Source organism: Mesorhizobium neociceri (assembly GCF_013520985.1).
GTDB classification, from domain to species: Bacteria; Pseudomonadota; Alphaproteobacteria; order Rhizobiales; family Rhizobiaceae; genus Mesorhizobium; species Mesorhizobium neociceri.
In genome coordinates this window covers 129,381-145,302 of the sequence record NZ_JACDTY010000001.1, presented here as the reverse complement: position 1 = coordinate 145,302, position 15,922 = coordinate 129,381, and the positions used below count along the sequence as shown (strand labels likewise).

The 15,922-nt window shown below is 61.0% G+C and carries 14 protein-coding genes; 7 read left to right on the top strand and 7 right to left on the bottom strand.

Annotated elements, in window-relative coordinates; genetic code table 11:
* Nucleotides 1–24: 24 nt before the first annotated feature.
* Both H0241_RS00645 and H0241_RS00640 read right to left on the bottom strand, forming a co-directional pair.
* The gene (locus H0241_RS00645) at nt 25–1,044 is read right to left on the bottom strand and encodes an Ldh family oxidoreductase (RefSeq protein ID WP_181055509.1); all 1,020 of its coding nucleotides are present in this window, start codon (nt 1,042–1,044) and stop codon (nt 25–27) included.
* Complete coding sequence (locus tag H0241_RS00640; RefSeq protein WP_181055508.1) at nt 1,041–3,197, bottom strand: N,N-dimethylformamidase beta subunit family domain-containing protein; 2,157 nt, start codon at nt 3,195–3,197, stop codon at nt 1,041–1,043. The genes H0241_RS00645 and H0241_RS00640 overlap by 4 nt, the downstream gene beginning before the upstream one ends.
* Before the next feature lie 260 nt (nt 3,198–3,457).
* Between H0241_RS00640 and H0241_RS00635 the strand changes: the two genes are divergently transcribed.
* The 6 genes from H0241_RS00635 to H0241_RS00610 all read left to right on the top strand — a co-directional run bounded on the left by H0241_RS00635 (nt 3,458) and on the right by H0241_RS00610 (nt 8,423).
* Nucleotides 3,458–4,123: a GntR family transcriptional regulator gene (locus H0241_RS00635; protein WP_181056129.1), complete on the top strand. Its 666-nt coding sequence runs from the start codon at nt 3,458–3,460 to the stop codon at nt 4,121–4,123.
* A 232-nt stretch (nt 4,124–4,355) separates the two neighbouring features.
* Nucleotides 4,356–5,363, top strand: a complete 1,008-nt coding sequence (gene lhpH / locus H0241_RS00630; RefSeq protein WP_181055507.1) for a trans-3-hydroxy-L-proline dehydratase — start codon at nt 4,356–4,358, stop codon at nt 5,361–5,363.
* Between the two features lie 79 nt (nt 5,364–5,442).
* Complete coding sequence (locus tag H0241_RS00625) at nt 5,443–6,264, top strand: ABC transporter substrate-binding protein (RefSeq protein WP_181056128.1); 822 nt, start codon at nt 5,443–5,445, stop codon at nt 6,262–6,264.
* Between the two features lie 113 nt (nt 6,265–6,377).
* Entirely contained in the window at nt 6,378–7,040 is a 663-nt protein-coding gene (locus H0241_RS00620; RefSeq protein WP_181055506.1) for an amino acid ABC transporter permease, read from the top strand.
* A 10-nt stretch (nt 7,041–7,050) separates the two neighbouring features.
* Nucleotides 7,051–7,704 carry an amino acid ABC transporter permease gene (locus H0241_RS00615; protein WP_181055505.1) on the top strand — a complete coding sequence of 218 codons (654 nt, stop codon included), beginning with the start codon at nt 7,051–7,053 and terminating at the stop codon, nt 7,702–7,704.
* The gene (locus H0241_RS00610; RefSeq protein WP_181055504.1) at nt 7,701–8,423 is read left to right on the top strand and encodes an amino acid ABC transporter ATP-binding protein; all 723 of its coding nucleotides are present in this window, start codon (nt 7,701–7,703) and stop codon (nt 8,421–8,423) included. Before H0241_RS00615 ends, H0241_RS00610 begins: the two co-directional genes overlap by 4 nt.
* A gap of 362 nt (nt 8,424–8,785) precedes the next feature.
* On the opposite strand, the gene H0241_RS00605 is transcribed toward H0241_RS00610, so the two are convergent.
* Nucleotides 8,786–10,855: an oxidoreductase gene (locus H0241_RS00605; RefSeq protein ID WP_181055503.1), complete on the bottom strand. Its 2,070-nt coding sequence runs from the start codon at nt 10,853–10,855 to the stop codon at nt 8,786–8,788.
* A gap of 276 nt (nt 10,856–11,131) precedes the next feature.
* Here H0241_RS00605 and argE point away from each other — a divergent pair, with 276 nt between their 5' ends.
* A complete protein-coding gene (gene argE / locus H0241_RS00600; protein ID WP_181055502.1) occupies nt 11,132–12,298 on the top strand; it encodes an acetylornithine deacetylase in 1,167 nt (388 codons plus the stop codon).
* A 12-nt stretch (nt 12,299–12,310) separates the two neighbouring features.
* On the opposite strand, the gene H0241_RS00595 is transcribed toward argE, so the two are convergent.
* The 4 genes from H0241_RS00595 to H0241_RS00580 are packed head-to-tail and all read right to left on the bottom strand — an operon-like array spanning nt 12,311 to nt 15,904.
* A complete protein-coding gene (locus H0241_RS00595) occupies nt 12,311–13,246 on the bottom strand; it encodes a LysR family transcriptional regulator (protein WP_181055501.1) in 936 nt (311 codons plus the stop codon).
* Between the two features lie 50 nt (nt 13,247–13,296).
* Entirely contained in the window at nt 13,297–14,787 is a 1,491-nt protein-coding gene (locus tag H0241_RS00590; protein WP_181055500.1) for an aldehyde dehydrogenase, read from the bottom strand.
* A 21-nt stretch (nt 14,788–14,808) separates the two neighbouring features.
* On the bottom strand, nt 14,809–15,483 hold the full coding sequence (locus tag H0241_RS00585; protein ID WP_181055499.1) for a DUF1028 domain-containing protein: 675 nt from the start codon (nt 15,481–15,483) through the stop codon (nt 14,809–14,811).
* A 4-nt stretch (nt 15,484–15,487) separates the two neighbouring features.
* Nucleotides 15,488–15,904 carry a RidA family protein gene (locus H0241_RS00580; protein WP_112394870.1) on the bottom strand — a complete coding sequence of 139 codons (417 nt, stop codon included), beginning with the start codon at nt 15,902–15,904 and terminating at the stop codon, nt 15,488–15,490.
* Nucleotides 15,905–15,922 lie beyond the last annotated feature (18 nt).

Below are 15,922 nucleotides of genomic sequence, written 5' to 3'. Positions count from 1 at the left end.
CGGTTCCGCGGGAAAACTCCCCCTTCAGCCAGCCAAGGTTCTTAGTTGGAAAAGGTTGTCCTGCGAGATTGGAATGCCGAGGCGTTGTGCGTTGAGGCGGCTTGCGTAGCGTCGCTGCCCTGGCAGCCGATCCTGGCCGGCATCGATCAGCCGTGAGCACAGCAACGAGACGCGTTGAGCAAATCCGGCGTTGCCACCGCGCGTCGGGTCTATGACCATCAGCAGCTGGCCAGCCTTCGGCGTCTGCGCGCCGACACACTCGCCAAAGTCATTTTCGAAGGACAACTGGCCGCCGGTCAACGCCCCGGCCATGAGCTCAACCATGAGCGCAATGGACGACCCCTTGTAGCCGCCGAAAGTGTTCAGCGCTCCGCCCGCCAGGATCGCATGAGGATCTGTGGAGGGTCTTCCAGCACTGTCGAGGCCCGTCCCTGGCGGAAGCGGACTGTTGGCAAGGGCATGAAGTCTGACCTCTCCATTGGCCATCACGCTTGTCGCCTGGTCGACAACGAGTGGTTCGGCATCAGCCACGGGCGTTGCGAAGGCAATGGGGTTCGTGCCGTAAACCGCGGTGTGACCGCCGTGCGGCACAACGTTTGCCAGACCGTTGACGAAGGTAAGCGCCAGCAGGCCGTCGCGGGCGAACGGCTCGACATCGGGCCAGAGCGCGCTGAAATGGTGAGAATTCCGGATCGCAATGATCGCGATGCCAGCGCTTTCCACCGCGGTCCTGACCGCTTCCGCGCCGGCGGCCAGCGCCGGCTGAGCGAAGCCGTTGCGCGCGTCGATACGAATGAAGGAAGGGCTCGTCCGATCGACGTCAGGTTCGGCCTTGCCGTCGACCCATCCGGTCGCAAGCGATGCCACATATCCTGGAATTCGGAATATGCCATGGCTGATGGCGCCGTCCCGCTCGCAGCCAGCGCAATTTGCAGCAAGAATGTCAGCAACGATGCTCGACGTTCCATGGTTGAGAAAGATGTTCCGAAGGAGCGATCGGAGATCATCGAAATTGATGCGGCCATCGGCCTGTTGGGTCGTCATTGCGGCACCTCGAGAAACTTCCGCAGACAATTCTCCAGAAGGCGTGAGACGTTGTTGTCGTAGCCATTGTGCGAAAGGCTGCCGCAAAAGGTGATCGAACCCACGGAAAACAGGCCGCCGCCATTGTCTGCCATGCCGTAAACAATGTTCGAGCGGATGCCGCCATAAGGTCGCGGCCCGCCGTCGAAAACGCCCGGCAGCAGCAGTTCTTCGAATGTCGTTTCAAACGTTGGCCCATGGCCCTCGGACGCGGCGACGACGCGCACAAAATGCGGTGTCCCCAGATCCGCCGCGGCCTGGTCGATTTCAAATCCTGCGGCGCCTCCACCGGAGAGGCCGAAGTCGCCTATTCTCTGGTCGCTCGGGATGCCGTCGAACAGGAATGCCAGATCGGCCTCAAACGACTCTTTGGTGCGGACATAATAGGTCCCTTCAAAGGCGCCTTCGGCGGTGAAGCCGACGCCGGCGACCTTCTGCGGCGCGATGCCGTTGCGCCGCCACAACCCGCCATATTCGCCGTCGAGTTGATTGTAGTATTCTCCGGGCTGGCTGGCCCAAACCCGCATTCCGCCTTCGGCCCGGCGAATCTCGATCATATGGGGTTCGTCCGGATTGCGGCCGATCTTCCAGTAGAAGCCGTTGCCGCCGAGATACATCAGCTTGCCGCCTCCCTCCCTGTAGGAGATGAGAGCTTCAAGTGTCCGGCGCGTGTGGTATTCCGGATGTGTTCCCGTGAGGACCACATCATAGCCGGACAACGCGTCTGCCCCATCGCGATCCAGGTCTTCGTCGGTCAAGACATCGAACTCGAAGCCTTTGACCGTCAGCCAATCTGTCAGATGAGAATCCGCGGAAAAATGACGCATCCCCGAGCCATTTGCGTCGAAGTAGGTGAGATATTGCGGACGCATCGTCATGATCGGCCGCAACCGCGACGACAGGGTTATGCCCGATCCGTCCGGATGGCGGTTGTAGGTGGAATAGCCATAGGCGCCTATATTATCGGGATTGTGGGGGTAGGCATTCCACTCTCTGACCCGCGCTTGCAGTGGACGGGAAAAATTACCCCGAGCGTGGTTGGCGTAGGCCATGTAGGTGAACGTTGGCGCCACGAACAAGATTCTTTGCCTGGGCAATTGCGGGCTGCGCAGGACATAAAACGGAATGATGTCGGTGCCGATCCCGTTGTCGACTGAAAGACCATAGACGCCCGAGGGCATGCCCGCCGGCACCTCAATCGCTATTGTCGTTTCCCACTTGCAGTCGCTGAGATCGTCGGAGTGGAAAGTGATTGCGGCATAATCCTGTGGCGCGACTCTCCAGTCCACGTTGCGGCCGGTCCAGCCTGACGACCTGACGGCGCGCATCGGCATGTTGATGAGCTCGAGACAGCGCGATCGATCGACATTGTCCTCAATCCATTCGCGGCCGATGGTGTTCTCGAAGGTCCAACTGGCCAGGATATTGCCACTGGTGTCGCTTACCACAGGCGCTTCGATCGAGCCGTTGAAGCAGTCCTGTGGATGTCCAACCCATGTCGCCGCAAAGCAGATATGATCGACATCGCGAAATACGTTCAAAACGTCATTCGCCGCGACGGCAACAACCTCTGCGCCTCCGCGGGAGTGAACGGGAGACTTGCGGGCAGAGACGCCTTTCTCGTCGAAGTTGACATCGAGCTTCGTCCATTCGTTCAGCCGCAGATCGAGCTTCAGTTCGACGGCTGTCAGAGATGGCCGTAGCGTCTTCAGAACGAGAGTTTTGTCGACCAGAATCAGCGCCAAGCCATTGGAGCCATCAGAATTCTGCAGCGAGAAAATGGTCTGGCCAGAAGCACTTGAAACTCTTGGCTGAACGATAAGGCTGACGACTAGGCCCTCGGGGCGTTTTGGGATGGGTCCAATAGCGCAGGAGCCCAGATGAGCCCTCTGCTCAACCGCCCGATACCGACGCTCCAATCCAAATTCGACCCTTTCGCTCTTCGGTCCTGGGCCGGTCGGATTAGGGTCACAGCAGTCCAATCTGACGGCACTTGCTGAAACATCCCGATTGCCGGCCGACGATATCTTGAACTCAAGAACCTCGCCCGCCTTGGCGCTCAGCGGCGCAACGTAGCCGATGACTGCCGGCAGAGGATGCTGGGGATTGAGCATGTCGTACCAGTGTTAGAGCAACAAGCCGCCATTCGACGAATACGGGCGTAAGCTTGCAAAGGCGCAGGGCCCACGCTATCTCTATATCGAATATCGTATACGCTATCCGCTTGTCAACGGCCCCCCTTGCCCATAGTCCAACGCGAAACCCAAGCCAATTTTGTTGGGAATATTGTATACGGGCTGGATACTATGTCAGACGAAATTGCCTATCCCGTGATTCCACCCACGCGCAGCAAATTGTGAACCTGGAGGTATCGTTGCCCTTAAATCCTGCAGGTCTGCCTTCTCTCGGCTCCGCACCGACGGCATCGGACCTCATCGCCAAGCACATACGCGAAGCCATCATCACCGGCGAGTTCGACGAGGGGGAACCCATTCGCCAGGACGACGTGGCAAAACTTTTCGATGTCAGTAAGATACCGGTCCGCGAAGCGCTCAAGCGCCTCGAAGCCGAAGGCCTGGTGGAGTTCCAGCGCAATCGCGGCGCCGTCGTCAAAAGCGTTTCGGAGCCCGAGATCGCGCAGATCTTCGAAGTAAGAGCGATGCTGGAGTCGAACGCGCTGAAACTGTCTGTGCCACATATGACGGCGAAGACGTTCCGGCGGGCAGAACAATATTGCGACGCGTTCGCACGCGAGACGAATGTAGCTCGATGGGCCGAGCTCAACTGGCAATTTCACTCATGCCTGTATGAGGATGCCGACCGGGCCTTCCTCATGAACCTCATCCGGTCCGTCAACGACCGGATCGAGCGCTATCTGCGCATCCAGCTCACGCTGTCGGGCGGGACCGGCGTCGATGACAGGGAACATCGCGAAATTCTCGCCGCATGTCGCGAGGGCAACGCCGGTCGAGCGGCACAGTTGCTGCACGACCACATCACCAAGGCATGCGCATCGCTGTTGGCAAACATTCGCAAATAGACGCCTCCGGGCGCCGAATCAGCCCTCCCTCTGCCGGAAACCCACAACGGCGCCCAAGCAGGTATTTATCCACTTGACGTCTTCCGTTTATCGTATACGATATTCTGTACGAGGGTTCGCTTTGCCCTGGAGACACATCACTTGAGGTTGGCGCCTCCGGTGTTGCGGGACGATGTTGCCCTGCCCGCCCCTCCACGACGGATTGGCGAGAGATACCGTTTTGGGGAGAGACATGAAGTACGAGAGGTCTTTGAACACAGTCGAGCTGCATACCTGCGGCGAGACGTTCCGGCTTGTAACGCAAGGGCTGCCAAAAATCCCCGGCAAGACCATTGTGGAGCGTGCCACCTGGTTAAAGCAAAAAGCCGATCATTATCGGCGCGCCGTGATGCTGGAGCCGCGCGGCCACAAGGACCTGTACGGCGGCTACCTGACTCCGCCTGTCAGCGAAGGTGCGGATTTCGGCATCATCTTCCTGAACAATACCGACTACAGCCCACATTGCGGCCATGGTGTCATCGCGCTCGCAACCGCCGCGGTCGAGTTGGGCTGGATCGAGCGGGTGTCGCCGGAGACACGCGTCGGCATAGACGCCCCCTGCGGTTTCATCGAAGCCTTTGTCGAATGGGACGGCGAAAGGGTCGGGTCCGTTCGGTTCGTGAACGTCCCGTCATTCGTCTTCAAGCGGGATGTCAGCGTTGAGACACCGACATTCGGCCAGGTGAGCGGCGACATTGCCTATGGCGGCGCAACTTACTTCTATGTCGATGGAGGCCAGCACGGCGTCGCCATCCGTGAAAAGGATCTGCAGAGGGTCATGCAGCTCGGCTACGAGATCAAGGCTGCCATCAACGCCAAGATGCCCTTCGTTCATCCCGAAATTCCCGAGTTCAACGATGTCTACGGCGTCATGGTCTACGGCGCCCCTCGTCATGAGGGATCAACGCAGGCTAATTGCTGCGTCTATGCTGACCGGGCGATCGATCGATCTCCAACGGGATCGGGGACAGCCGGCCGCCTTGCGCAATTGCATCTGCGTGGGGAGCTGTCCGTGGGAGAAACCCTGGTGAACGAGTCAATCATCGGGACGATTTTCAAAGGACGCGTTCTCAGCGAAACGAAGGTCGGGGAGTTCGACGCCGTCATACCCGAAGTGAGCGGGCGAGCCTCCATCTGCGGCTTCGCCAACTGGGTCATCGATGAGTCCGATCCGCTTACCTACGGGTTTCTTGTACAGTAGTATCGTATACGATATTCTAAATACGATATCAATTGTCATATCCAGAAGCCTTCAACCCAAAACAAAGAGAGGAACTGAAATGCGTATTTCTCCCTTCATTTTCGCCGCCGCCCTCACATCCGGACTTGCGACTGCGGCACATGCCGACCAGTTGGACGACATCATCTCGGCCGGCAAGCTGCGATGCGCGATCGAACTCGATTTCCCGCCCAACGGGGCGCGCGACGCAGACAACAAGCCGATCGGCTTTGACGTCGACTACTGCAATGATCTGGCGAAGGCACTTGGCGTGGAAGCCGAAATCGTCGACACGCCTGACCCCGATCGGATTCCCGCAATTCTTTCAGGGCGAGCTGATGTGGGCATCGCGGTCGCATCCGACACGCTTGAGCGGGCGAAAACGATCGGCTTCTCGATCCCCTATTTCGTGTTCAAAACCATCGTTTTGGTGCGCGAAGATTCCGGCATCAAAAGCCCGACTGACATTAAGGGGCACACGGTAGGAGGGCCGGCAGGCGCCTATGAGACGCTTGCTCTTGAAGCGTCGGTCAAAGGCTTCAATGACCCCAACGGCAAGATGCTGACCTTCCAGTCTCAATCGGACACCTTCCTGGCGTTGAGCCAGAAGCAGATCGACGCGACCTACACGACATCCACCATCGCGACATCCATCATCCAGTCGGGCAAATATCCCGGCCTGAAGATTGTCGGCGACGCTCCCGTCGATGCTGACTATTGCGCGATCCTGGTGCAGCGCCACGAGCAGGGCCTGCTCAACTACGTGAACCTGTTCCTGAACCGACAGGTCCGTTCCGGTCGCTATGCCGAACTCTACAAGAAATGGGTTGGGACAGAAGGCGGTCCGGCTCCGGACCTCACCGTAGCAGGCGTCTATCGGTAGCAGTTCGCGCCGTCCCGGACGCGGTCTTGTGATTGCGTCCGGGATGCTCGGCGACGGCGACACGTTGTTGCTGATCCGAGGGACAGTATCCAACGCATGAAGGGGGTCCTCGCATGGCATACACCTTCCAGTGGCGTCCCGTGCTCCATTCGCTGCCAGAAATGCTGTGGGGGGCGTTGGTGACCCTCGAAATCGCGGCGCTGGCGATGGCAATCGGCACGGTTTTCGCCATTTTGCTGGCGCTTGCAAAAAGATCGGGCGGAAAGACGCTTTCGGCCCTGGCCGACATATGGATCGAGACCGCGCGAAACACCCCTGCCCTATTTCAGATCTACCTGATCTATTTCGGCCTCGGATCCTTCGGGCTTCGTGTCGACTCCTATTCCGCACTCCTGCTGGGCATTACCTTCAACAATGCCGGCTATCTCGCCGAAACTTTTCGCGGTGGCTTTTCCGCTGTCCCGGAAACCCAGACGCGCGCGGCGCGCTCCTTGGGATTGGGCCAAATACGCACCATGTGGCACATCGTCCTGCCGCAAATGCTGCGCGCGGTGTTCCACGCCATGACCAACCAGATGGTCTGGTCGATCCTGATGACATCCCTTGGGGTGGTAGTCGGCCTGACAAGTGACCTGACCGGAGTTACGCAACAATTGAACGTCGTGACATACCGGACGTTCGAATATTTCTTCGTTGCAGCCTGCCTGTATTACCTCATATCGAAAATATTCACGATTAGCGCGCGCTTACTCGCGTCGCGCCTATTCCGTTATTGAGGGGCTGGAGATGTTTTTTGGCGCCTCATTATCCTGGAACGACATTCTCTTCATGCTGAGTGGTGCGGTTACCACGATCGCCATCACCTTGGCCTCAGTGGCCATCGGCACCAGCCTCGGCGTTTTGTTCGGCCTGGCCAGAGCCGGTTCACCCTGGTGGATCAGTTGGCCAATTGGCGGAATTCTGGACATCTTCCGGTCCATTCCGTTGCTCATCCAACTGGTGCTGTTCAATTCGTTCAACAGCATGTTCCGCCTTCACTGGCCGACCTATTTGGTGGCTTGCCTTTGCCTCGGCATCTATGCCGCTGCATTTTGCACCGAGATCGTCAGAAGCGGCGTGACAGCAGTCCCTACAACAACCAGGCGCGCCGCCCGATCGCTCGGTTTGACCTGGTTTCAGGAGGTGGTGTCGATCACTTTGCCGATGGCAACCAGGATCGTCTTTCCAAGCTGGATCGGTTTGGCGCTGGGAGTCATGAAGGACACCGCTCTCGTGCTCTGGATCGGCATCGTCGAGCTCCTGCGGAGTTCGCAGATCGTCACCACCAGAGTGCAGGAGCCGCTTCTGGTCCTGTCCATCGCTGGCCTGATCTATTTCCTGATGAGCTTCCCGATTGCGAGGCTCGGAGCACAGCTCGAGAAGAGGTGGCGGATACAATGATCGAGATAGACAACGTACACAAACACTTCGGCACTCTGCACGTTCTCAAAGGTGTAAGCCTGAATGTGAAGAAGGGCGAAGTCTTGTCGATGATTGGCGGATCGGGCTCCGGTAAATCGACCATGCTGATGTGCATCAACGGTCTCGAGGGCATTCAGAAGGGGAGCATCAGCGTTGACGGCATCGACGTCCACGCCAAGGCCACGGACCTCAACAAGCTTCGCCGCAGGATCGGCATCGTCTTCCAGCAGTGGAATGCCTTTCCACACCTCACCGTCCTCGAAAACGTCATGCTTGCTCCGAGAAAGGTGTTGGGCAAGTCGAAGCAGGAGGCCGAGGCCATCGCCGTCCAACAGCTCGGCCATGTCGGGCTCGGCGAAAAGCTCAGGGCATTCCCATCGCGTCTTTCCGGCGGACAGCAGCAGAGAATGGCGATCGCACGCGCTTTGGCCATGTCACCCGACTACATGCTGTTCGACGAGGTGACCTCCGCTCTCGATCCACAATTGGTCGGCGAGGTTCTGGACACTCTGCGCATGCTCTCGAAAGAGGGAATGACGATGATCGTGGTGACGCACGAAATGCGCTTCGCACGGGAAGTGTCAGATCGCGTCGCCTTCTTTTGCCAAGGGCAAATTCACGAACTCGGCACGCCCGAGCAGATATTCGACAGTCCTCAGAAACCCGAGACGGCCGACTTCCTGCGCTCGGTATTGTAACAGGACTGTTGGAGCGCCTTTCGTAGGCGCGCCTCCCTACAGTGAACGTTAGTTCGATTCCCTCACGCCAGTCCTCGGTAGCCCACCATAAATCAACAAAATCAACGCCATGCATGGAGGTTCGCCAGCCATGACTTGGCTAACCGAGCCAAAATATAGCATCAAGCCATTGATAAATAACGATAATGGTAAGCCCAGAGGACGTTGATTCTATTGCGTTTTTCGCGGGCCAAAATCAGAAAGTTTCCTGTATCGTTCCGTATTGTCTTGCGATTGATCCCGACATCAGATTTCGACACGCTTGCGCGAAACACGATCGGCTTGTGGCGGCGTCATTTCCCTATTCAAGCCATGCCATCGGCCTACCCCGCCGCCAAGGCCGTCACTTCACGGCGGAACGGCAGCGCATCACCGATATCGTCTTCGTCCAGCTCGCGCGCGAAGCGGTGCCCGGCATAGGTCGCCCAGGCAATCGGACCTGGCGCCTCGGCATCGCCTATGACCTTGATCGAGCGAATGCCATTGTCGGCCCATTCGTCGCGCCGCGCTTTCAGGTCGCGCCAGACCTGGTCGTCCTGTTGGCGCGACGTCACCAGCACCACGGCGTCCGCGGCGATGTCGTGTCGGGTGCCGGTGTAGGCGCAGGCAGTGGCAACACCTCCCGGCACGACGCGCGTCACGGTCCGGTTCAGCACGATCTCGACGCCGAGCCCGGCCAGCCGGCGATGGATGGCGCCCTGCTCCAGTGTGTTGCGGGTCCAGTCGGACACATACGCTGACGGCGTCACCAGCGTCACCTTGGCGCCCTGGCGCGCCATAAGCTCTGCCAGAACGCCACCCATGTAGTAGTGGTCGTCGTCGAACAGCACGACAGTGCCGGTCGGTACATTTCCGCCCATCAGGTCGTCCGGGGTATAGAGCGGCATGGCCGGGTCCACCGGCATCGGCACGACATGCGCACGCGCCACGCCATCGCGGCGCCATGTCGAGCCGGTGGCGATGGCAAGGTTTTGAAAGCCGAAGGCAAGGATATCCTCGGCCGACAATCGGCTCTCGAAATAGACGTCGACATTGGACATCTGGCTAATCTGATATTGGCGATAGTCGCGCACGCGGCCCCATGCCGAGAGGCCGGGCAAGCGGCATTCGCGCGCCACGCGACCGCCAAGTTCGGTGCCGGCTTCGGCGAGGGCCACCTGATAGCCGCGCAGGCCGAGCGCACGCGCCGCCTCCAGTCCGGCGGGACCGGCGCCGACGATCAGCACGCTGTCGCTGTCGCCCTTGGCCTGCATGCGTTCGGGATGCCAGCCCTTGCGCCACTCCTCCATGAAGGTCGGATTCTGCGTGCAGCGCGAGATCGACATGGTCATGTCGCCGGTGATGCAGATGTTGCAGCCGATGCATTCGCGAATGTCCTCGATCCGCCCCTCCTCCACTTTCTTCGGCAGGAAGGGATCGGCAATCGACGGGCGCGCACAGCCGATGAAATCAAGCGTACCGGACTTGATCATCTTCACCATCACGTCCGGCGAGGTGAAGCGCCCGACGCCGACCACCGGCTTCGAGGTCAGCTTCTTGATGCCGGACACCAGGCTCTCCTGCGCGCCCTCCTCCTTGAACCGCGACGGCCCGGAGCAGTCCTCCCAGGCGCCATGCGCCAGATCCCAGAGGTCGGGCAAGTTGGCATGCATCTCGATCATGTCGCGCACTTCGGAATTGGCGAACCCCAGCTCGCCGATCATCTCGTCCAGCGACAGCCGCAGCGTCAGGCCGCAAGTGTCGCCGATGGCGTCCCTGCCCTCCTCGATCAGCTCCCGCATCAGCCGCGAGCGGTTTTCCAGCGAGCCGCCATATTCGTCACTGCGCTGATTGGTGGCGGTGGAAAGGAAGTGCTGGATGATGCCGAAGCCATGCGCGCCGTAGAGGCACACCAGATCGAAGCCGGCCAGCTTGGCACGTTTGAAGGCATTGCGATGCCAGCGGCGCAGGTCGCGGATATCCTGCTTGTCCATGGCGCGCGCCTGAACCGGATCGTTGGTGAAGGTGCGGATGGGCAAGGCCGACGGCCCGCGCGGTACTTCCTTGGTGTAGAGGTTGGGGCCGTTGATGCCTGAATAGGCGAGCTGGATGCCGGCCAGCGCGCCATGCTGGTGCATGGCCTTGGCCATCATCGCTAGTGCCGGGATATCGGCATCGTCCCACAGCCGGAGCTCGATGAAGGGCGTGATCTCCGATGTATGGTGCATCTCGGTCTGCTCGGTGAAGATGACACCCCAGCCGCCTTCCGATTTGATGCGGCGCATCTCGGCCGCGGCCGAAGGGTCGCGATAGCCGCCGCCATTGCAGTGCGGCACCTGGTAGAAGCGGTTCTTGGCGGTCACCGGACCGATCTTCACGGGCTCGAACAGAATGTCGTAGCGTGGATCACGCATGGTGCTTCCTTCCTGCCCGCGTCACATCGCGGCATGCGTGGTGATGAAACCTTGGCGCCGGCCGGTCCGCCCAGTGGGTAGATGCCGTAAAACCTACTCATAAGTTGCGGCGCGTGCCGGAAAACTACAGATTTCTTCTGTGCCGATTAGGACGCGCCTAATCAGCCCCCGCCGCCTGGATTAGCATCTGGTGAATCCCGGCTGAGCCAAATGCGACTTCAGCACCGCGCCCACGCGATGCTAGATAGCGCGCACGGCCAATGAGACCTACAACACATGGACAGCATCCGAATCCTTGAAAAGCTGATCGCATTCCCGACGGTGAGCCGCGTTTCGAACCTCGACCTCATCGGCTACGTGACGGAGTTGCTGGCGGCACAGGGCATTGCATGCCAGATCATCCGCAGCGCGGACGGCCATAAGGCGAACCTTTTCGCCACCATCGGGCCGGCCGACGCTCCCGGCGTGATGCTGTCCGGCCATACCGATGTCGTCCCCATCGACGGCCAGGACTGGACGCTGCCGCCTTTCGAGATGAGCGCGCGCGACGGCAAGCTTTACGGCCGTGGCGCTGCCGACATGAAGGGTTTCGTGGCCTGCGCGCTTGCCGCGTGCCTCAAGGCCGCGAAAATGGGTCTGCACACGCCCTTGCATCTGGCGCTTTCCTACGACGAAGAGGTCGGCTGCATCGGCGTACACAGCCTGATCGACATGCTGCGGTCCGCGCCGTACCGGCCATTGCTGTGCATCGTCGGCGAGCCGACCAACATGCAGGTGGCGACCGGCCACAAGGGCAAGCTCGCGGCACGCGCCATCTGCAGGGGACGCGAAGGCCATTCGGCGCTGGCGCCGCTGGCGCTCAATGCCATTCATCTGGGCTGCGACTTCGTCTCCGCATTGCGCGGCGAACAGGATCGGCTGGCGCGCGACGGCGCCCGCGACGGCGACTACGACATTCCCTACACGACCGTCCACGTCGGCAAGATCAATGCCGGCGTGGCGCTCAACATCGTACCGAACCTCTGCCAACTCGACTTCGAGATCCGCAATGTCGCGGCCGACAATGCCGCCGATATCCTTGAGGGCCTGCGCGCGGAGGCGCAGCGTATTGCCGCTGCCGCTTCAACGATCGCGCCGGAGGCGGCCATCGACATCGACATCACCAACACCTATCCGGGTCTGGAGACGCCGACGAATTCGCAGGCTGTGGCCTTCGTGAAGTCGCTAACCGGCGCCAACGACACCATCAAGGTTGCCTTCGGCACCGAAGGCGGATTGTTCACCCGCGACCTCGGCACGCCGACCATCGTGTGCGGGCCGGGATCGATGGCGCAAGGCCACAGACCGGACGAATTCGTGAGCGTCGAACAGATGCGCCGCTGCGACGACATGCTGGACAATCTGCTGCGGCGGCTTGCCGATCACCAGCTTCAGGTTGCCTGACAAAGTTCGTGGCTATTCCACGACCCTACCACTGCCGAATACGCCCTGTTCGACGACGAAACGGCGGCAATGATCGATGAATGCCTGCACTGTCTGGGTGCGGTGCTCGGCGTTGGGCAACGCGACCCCCATGGTCAGAGGCCGCAAATCCCCCTCCAGGGGCACGAAGACCAGCGGCTTGCCGTCGGGCGCCAGCGTGTTGAGCGGCCGCATGTTGGCGATGCCATAGCCGAAGCCGTTCGCGACCATCGACCGCATTACCGCGATGTCGCCGGTGCGCTCGGCAATGTTCGGCCGGATCCCCCGCGAATGAAAGGCCGAGAGGAAATATTCGCGGCTATAGGGCAGGTCGAGCAGCACCATCGGCTCGTCGGCCAGCTCTTCCGTCGTGATGGAAGCCTTGCCGGCGAAGCGGTGCCCCTGTGGCAGCATGACATATGCCGGCACCAGCATCAGCGGTTCGAACGTCGTGTCCTGCGACAGTTCTAGATCGTAGGTCAGCGCTGCGTCGATTTCGCCTCGCTGCAGCATTTCGAGCAACTGACCCTGGTTGCGTTCGAACTGCCGGAACCGCACCTCGGGATAGGCGCGCTCGAACTTGGCGCGCAATGTCGGCATGACGATCTGCGCGAAGGTCAGCAGGCATCCGACCGCCAGCGGCCCGCGCACCTTTTCGGCGATGTCGCCGGCGATATCGTGCAGGGCGTCGGCGTCGGCCAGCAGCCTGGCGGCCTCCTTCAGGAAAACGCGCCCGCCAGCCGTGAGCGACAGGCCATGCGAATGCTTGCGGACAAAAAGCTGGACGCCGAATTCGGCCTCCAGTTGCGCGATCGACGCCGAGATCGAGGGCGGCGAAACATTGACCTGCTCGGCCGCCTTGGTAATGGAGCCGGCTTCGCCGACGGCGACGAAATATTCCAGTTGTCTCAGGGTAAAGCGTAGCGGCATGGGCTTCTATGTTGCCGGTTTGGGCGCCGCGATCAAGCGCCCGCGCGGCTTCAGTATTTGATCCATGTCGTTTTCAGCGCGGTGTACTTGTCCAGTGCATGCAGCGACAGGTCGCGGCCAAAGCCCGATTGTTTGACACCGCCGAACGGCGTCATCGGGCTCAGCGCATCGACCGTATTGACGGAAACCGTGCCGGCGCGCAGCCGGCCGGCAACGCGATGCGCGCGCGAAAGACTGTCGGTCCACAGCGATGCTGCCAGCCCGTACGGGCTGTCATTGGCGATGCGGATAGCCTCCTCTTCATCGTCGAAGGCAATGACCGAAAGCACCGGCCCGAATATCTCATCCCTGGCAATTGGGTCGTCATGGGCAACATTGTCGAAGATGGTGGGCTGTATGAAGCTGCCGCGGCCGTTGACCGTGACCCGATCGCCGCCGGCGACCAGGCGCGCGGTCTTCTTGCCGGCCTCGACGAAGCGCATGACGTTGGCGGCGTGGCGGGCATCGACCATGGCGCCCATTTTCGAGGTAGGGTCGAGCGGATCGCCAGGCTGGGTGGCGGCCGCGCGCTCAGCCAGTCTCTCCACGAAGGCATCCTTGATGCCGCGTTGCACGAGCAGGCGCGAATTGGCCGAACAGACCTCGCCCTGGTTGAAGAAGATGCCGAAGGCCGCCATGTCGGCCGCCGCATCGAGATCGCCGCAATCGGCGAAGACAAGGTTCGGGCTCTTGCCGCCGGTTTCGAGCCAGACCTGCTTCATGTTCGACTGACCCGAATACTGCAAGAACATCTTGCCGACCGAGGTCGATCCGGTGAAGGCAAGGCAATCGACATCCATGTGGCGGCCGAGCGCCTGCCCGGCCGTCTCGCCAAGGCCAGGCACGACATTGAGCACACCGGCGGGCAGGCCCGCCTCCATGGCGAGTTCCGCCAGCCTGAGCGCCGAGAAAGGCGACTGCTCGGCCGGCTTCAGCACCACCGAATTGCCCGCCGCCAGCGCCGGCGCGCATTTCCAGGTCGCCATGTCGAGCGGGAAATTCCACGGCACCACGGCGCCGATGACGCCGAGCGGCTCGCGCCGCACCAATACCAGATCGCTGCCGCCGGTCGGCGCCACCTCGCCATAGATCTTGTCGATGGCCTCGCCATACCATTGGAAGATGGCCGCCGATCCGGGGACGTCGACCGAGACCGCATCCTTGACAAGCTTGCCCATATCGAGCGATTCGAGCAGGGCCAGTTCATGCAGGTTTTCGCGCAGCAGCTGCGCCAGCCGCAACAACACCTCCTTGCGGTGCGCCGGACTGGCCCGCGACCAGACACCGGCGTTGAAGCTGCGCCGGGCAGCAGCAACCGCCAGATCGATGTCTTCCTCACCACAGGACGCCACCTCGGCCAGCACGTCGCCGGTTGCCGGATTGATGCTAGCGAAGGTCCGGCCCGAACGCGCCGCAATCGTCTTGCCGTCGATGAACGCCTTGTCGCGAAAACGGATCGCAGATGCCTTGCTGATCCAGTCCTTGTGGCTGAGCTCGCTCATCGCAGGTGACCCCTGTCTTGACTATTCGTCGCCCGGTACGCCGTAGCTCGGCGCATCGGATGGGTTTATCGCGCGGGTCACATAGGCATCGAGCTGCGGCTTGTAGAGTTCCCACAGTGTCGCCAGTCGTTCGATCGGGCAGTCGTCGGTCCAGTCGCAGCGCAGGTCGGCGACCGGCCACGCCACCTCGCGCACCAGCTTCATGCCGGCGGAATGGACAGGGCCGGCCTCGCCGCCCGCTTTCAGCGCGGCGCGCATGGTCGCGATCAGGCGGTCGCCGAGATGCCCTTCCGACGCCAGGAAGGCCTCGACCATGGCTTGCGGCACGCCGTCATGGGCCAGCATGTTGCCACCGCAGGCGACATTGTCAGCGCGCGCCTCTGCCCAAATGCCAAGCGCCCTGGGGCCTGAATGGATCGCGGTCGTCCCGGCGGCATCGACAGCCAGCACTTGCCGATATTCGGGATAAGCGCCGGTGCGCTTCAGGATCGCAACCGCCTCGGCGGCCGAGGCACCGCGCGCCAACAGTTCGAGCCCCCTGGTGCCGAGCGTCGGATCGGTGACGTTCTGGCTGGCAATGGCGCCAGCGCCCGCCTGCGCATAGGCGCAGCGCGCCGCTACCGCCGGAGAGGAAGACGACACCGCGACGCCGAACATGCCGGTGCGGCTGCACCGCGCGACAATGGAGAAGGTCATGGCATCAGTCCGGGATTACGGCGGTGCCGTCGATCTCTACCAGCCAGTCCGGCCGCGCCAGGGCCTGCACGACGAGACCGGTCGAAACAGGATGCACGCCTTTGATGTACTCGCCCATGGTGCGGTAGACCGCCTCGCGATGGCGCACGTCGGTGATGTAGACGACCACCTTGACCAGGTGCTCCATGGTGCCGCCGCACTCTTCGATGAGCTGCCTGATGTTCTGCATCACCTTGTGCGTCTGCTCGGCCGGATCGTGGCTGTCGATATTCTTGGCGGTGTCGAGATCCTGCGGACACTGGCCACGCAGATAGACCGTCCGACCACCCCGCGTGACGACCGCCTGACACAGATCATTATCGAGCTTCTGTTCGGGATAGGTGTCCTTCGTGTTGAACTTGCGGATTCTTGTGTGCGCCATCCTGGTCTCCATCAGATC

Coding starts and splice junctions, on each gene's coding strand:
- H0241_RS00610 (WP_181055504.1), top strand. CDS start 7,701: ATGATCGAGATAGACAACGTACACAAACACTTCGGCACTCTGCACGTT.
- H0241_RS00645 (WP_181055509.1), bottom strand. CDS start 1,044: ATGACGACCCAACAGGCCGATGGCCGCATCAATTTCGATGATCTCCGA.
- H0241_RS00580 (WP_112394870.1), bottom strand. CDS start 15,904: ATGGCGCACACAAGAATCCGCAAGTTCAACACGAAGGACACCTATCCC.
- H0241_RS00620 (WP_181055506.1), top strand. CDS start 6,378: ATGGCATACACCTTCCAGTGGCGTCCCGTGCTCCATTCGCTGCCAGAA.
- H0241_RS00615 (WP_181055505.1), top strand. CDS start 7,051: ATGTTTTTTGGCGCCTCATTATCCTGGAACGACATTCTCTTCATGCTG.
- H0241_RS00625 (WP_181056128.1), top strand. CDS start 5,443: ATGCGTATTTCTCCCTTCATTTTCGCCGCCGCCCTCACATCCGGACTT.
- lhpH (WP_181055507.1), top strand. CDS start 4,356: ATGAAGTACGAGAGGTCTTTGAACACAGTCGAGCTGCATACCTGCGGC.
- H0241_RS00585 (WP_181055499.1), bottom strand. CDS start 15,483: ATGACCTTCTCCATTGTCGCGCGGTGCAGCCGCACCGGCATGTTCGGC.
- H0241_RS00595 (WP_181055501.1), bottom strand. CDS start 13,246: ATGCCGCTACGCTTTACCCTGAGACAACTGGAATATTTCGTCGCCGTC.
- H0241_RS00590 (WP_181055500.1), bottom strand. CDS start 14,787: ATGAGCGAGCTCAGCCACAAGGACTGGATCAGCAAGGCATCTGCGATC.
- H0241_RS00605 (WP_181055503.1), bottom strand. CDS start 10,855: ATGCGTGATCCACGCTACGACATTCTGTTCGAGCCCGTGAAGATCGGT.
- argE (WP_181055502.1), top strand. CDS start 11,132: ATGGACAGCATCCGAATCCTTGAAAAGCTGATCGCATTCCCGACGGTG.
- H0241_RS00640 (WP_181055508.1), bottom strand. CDS start 3,197: ATGCTCAATCCCCAGCATCCTCTGCCGGCAGTCATCGGCTACGTTGCG.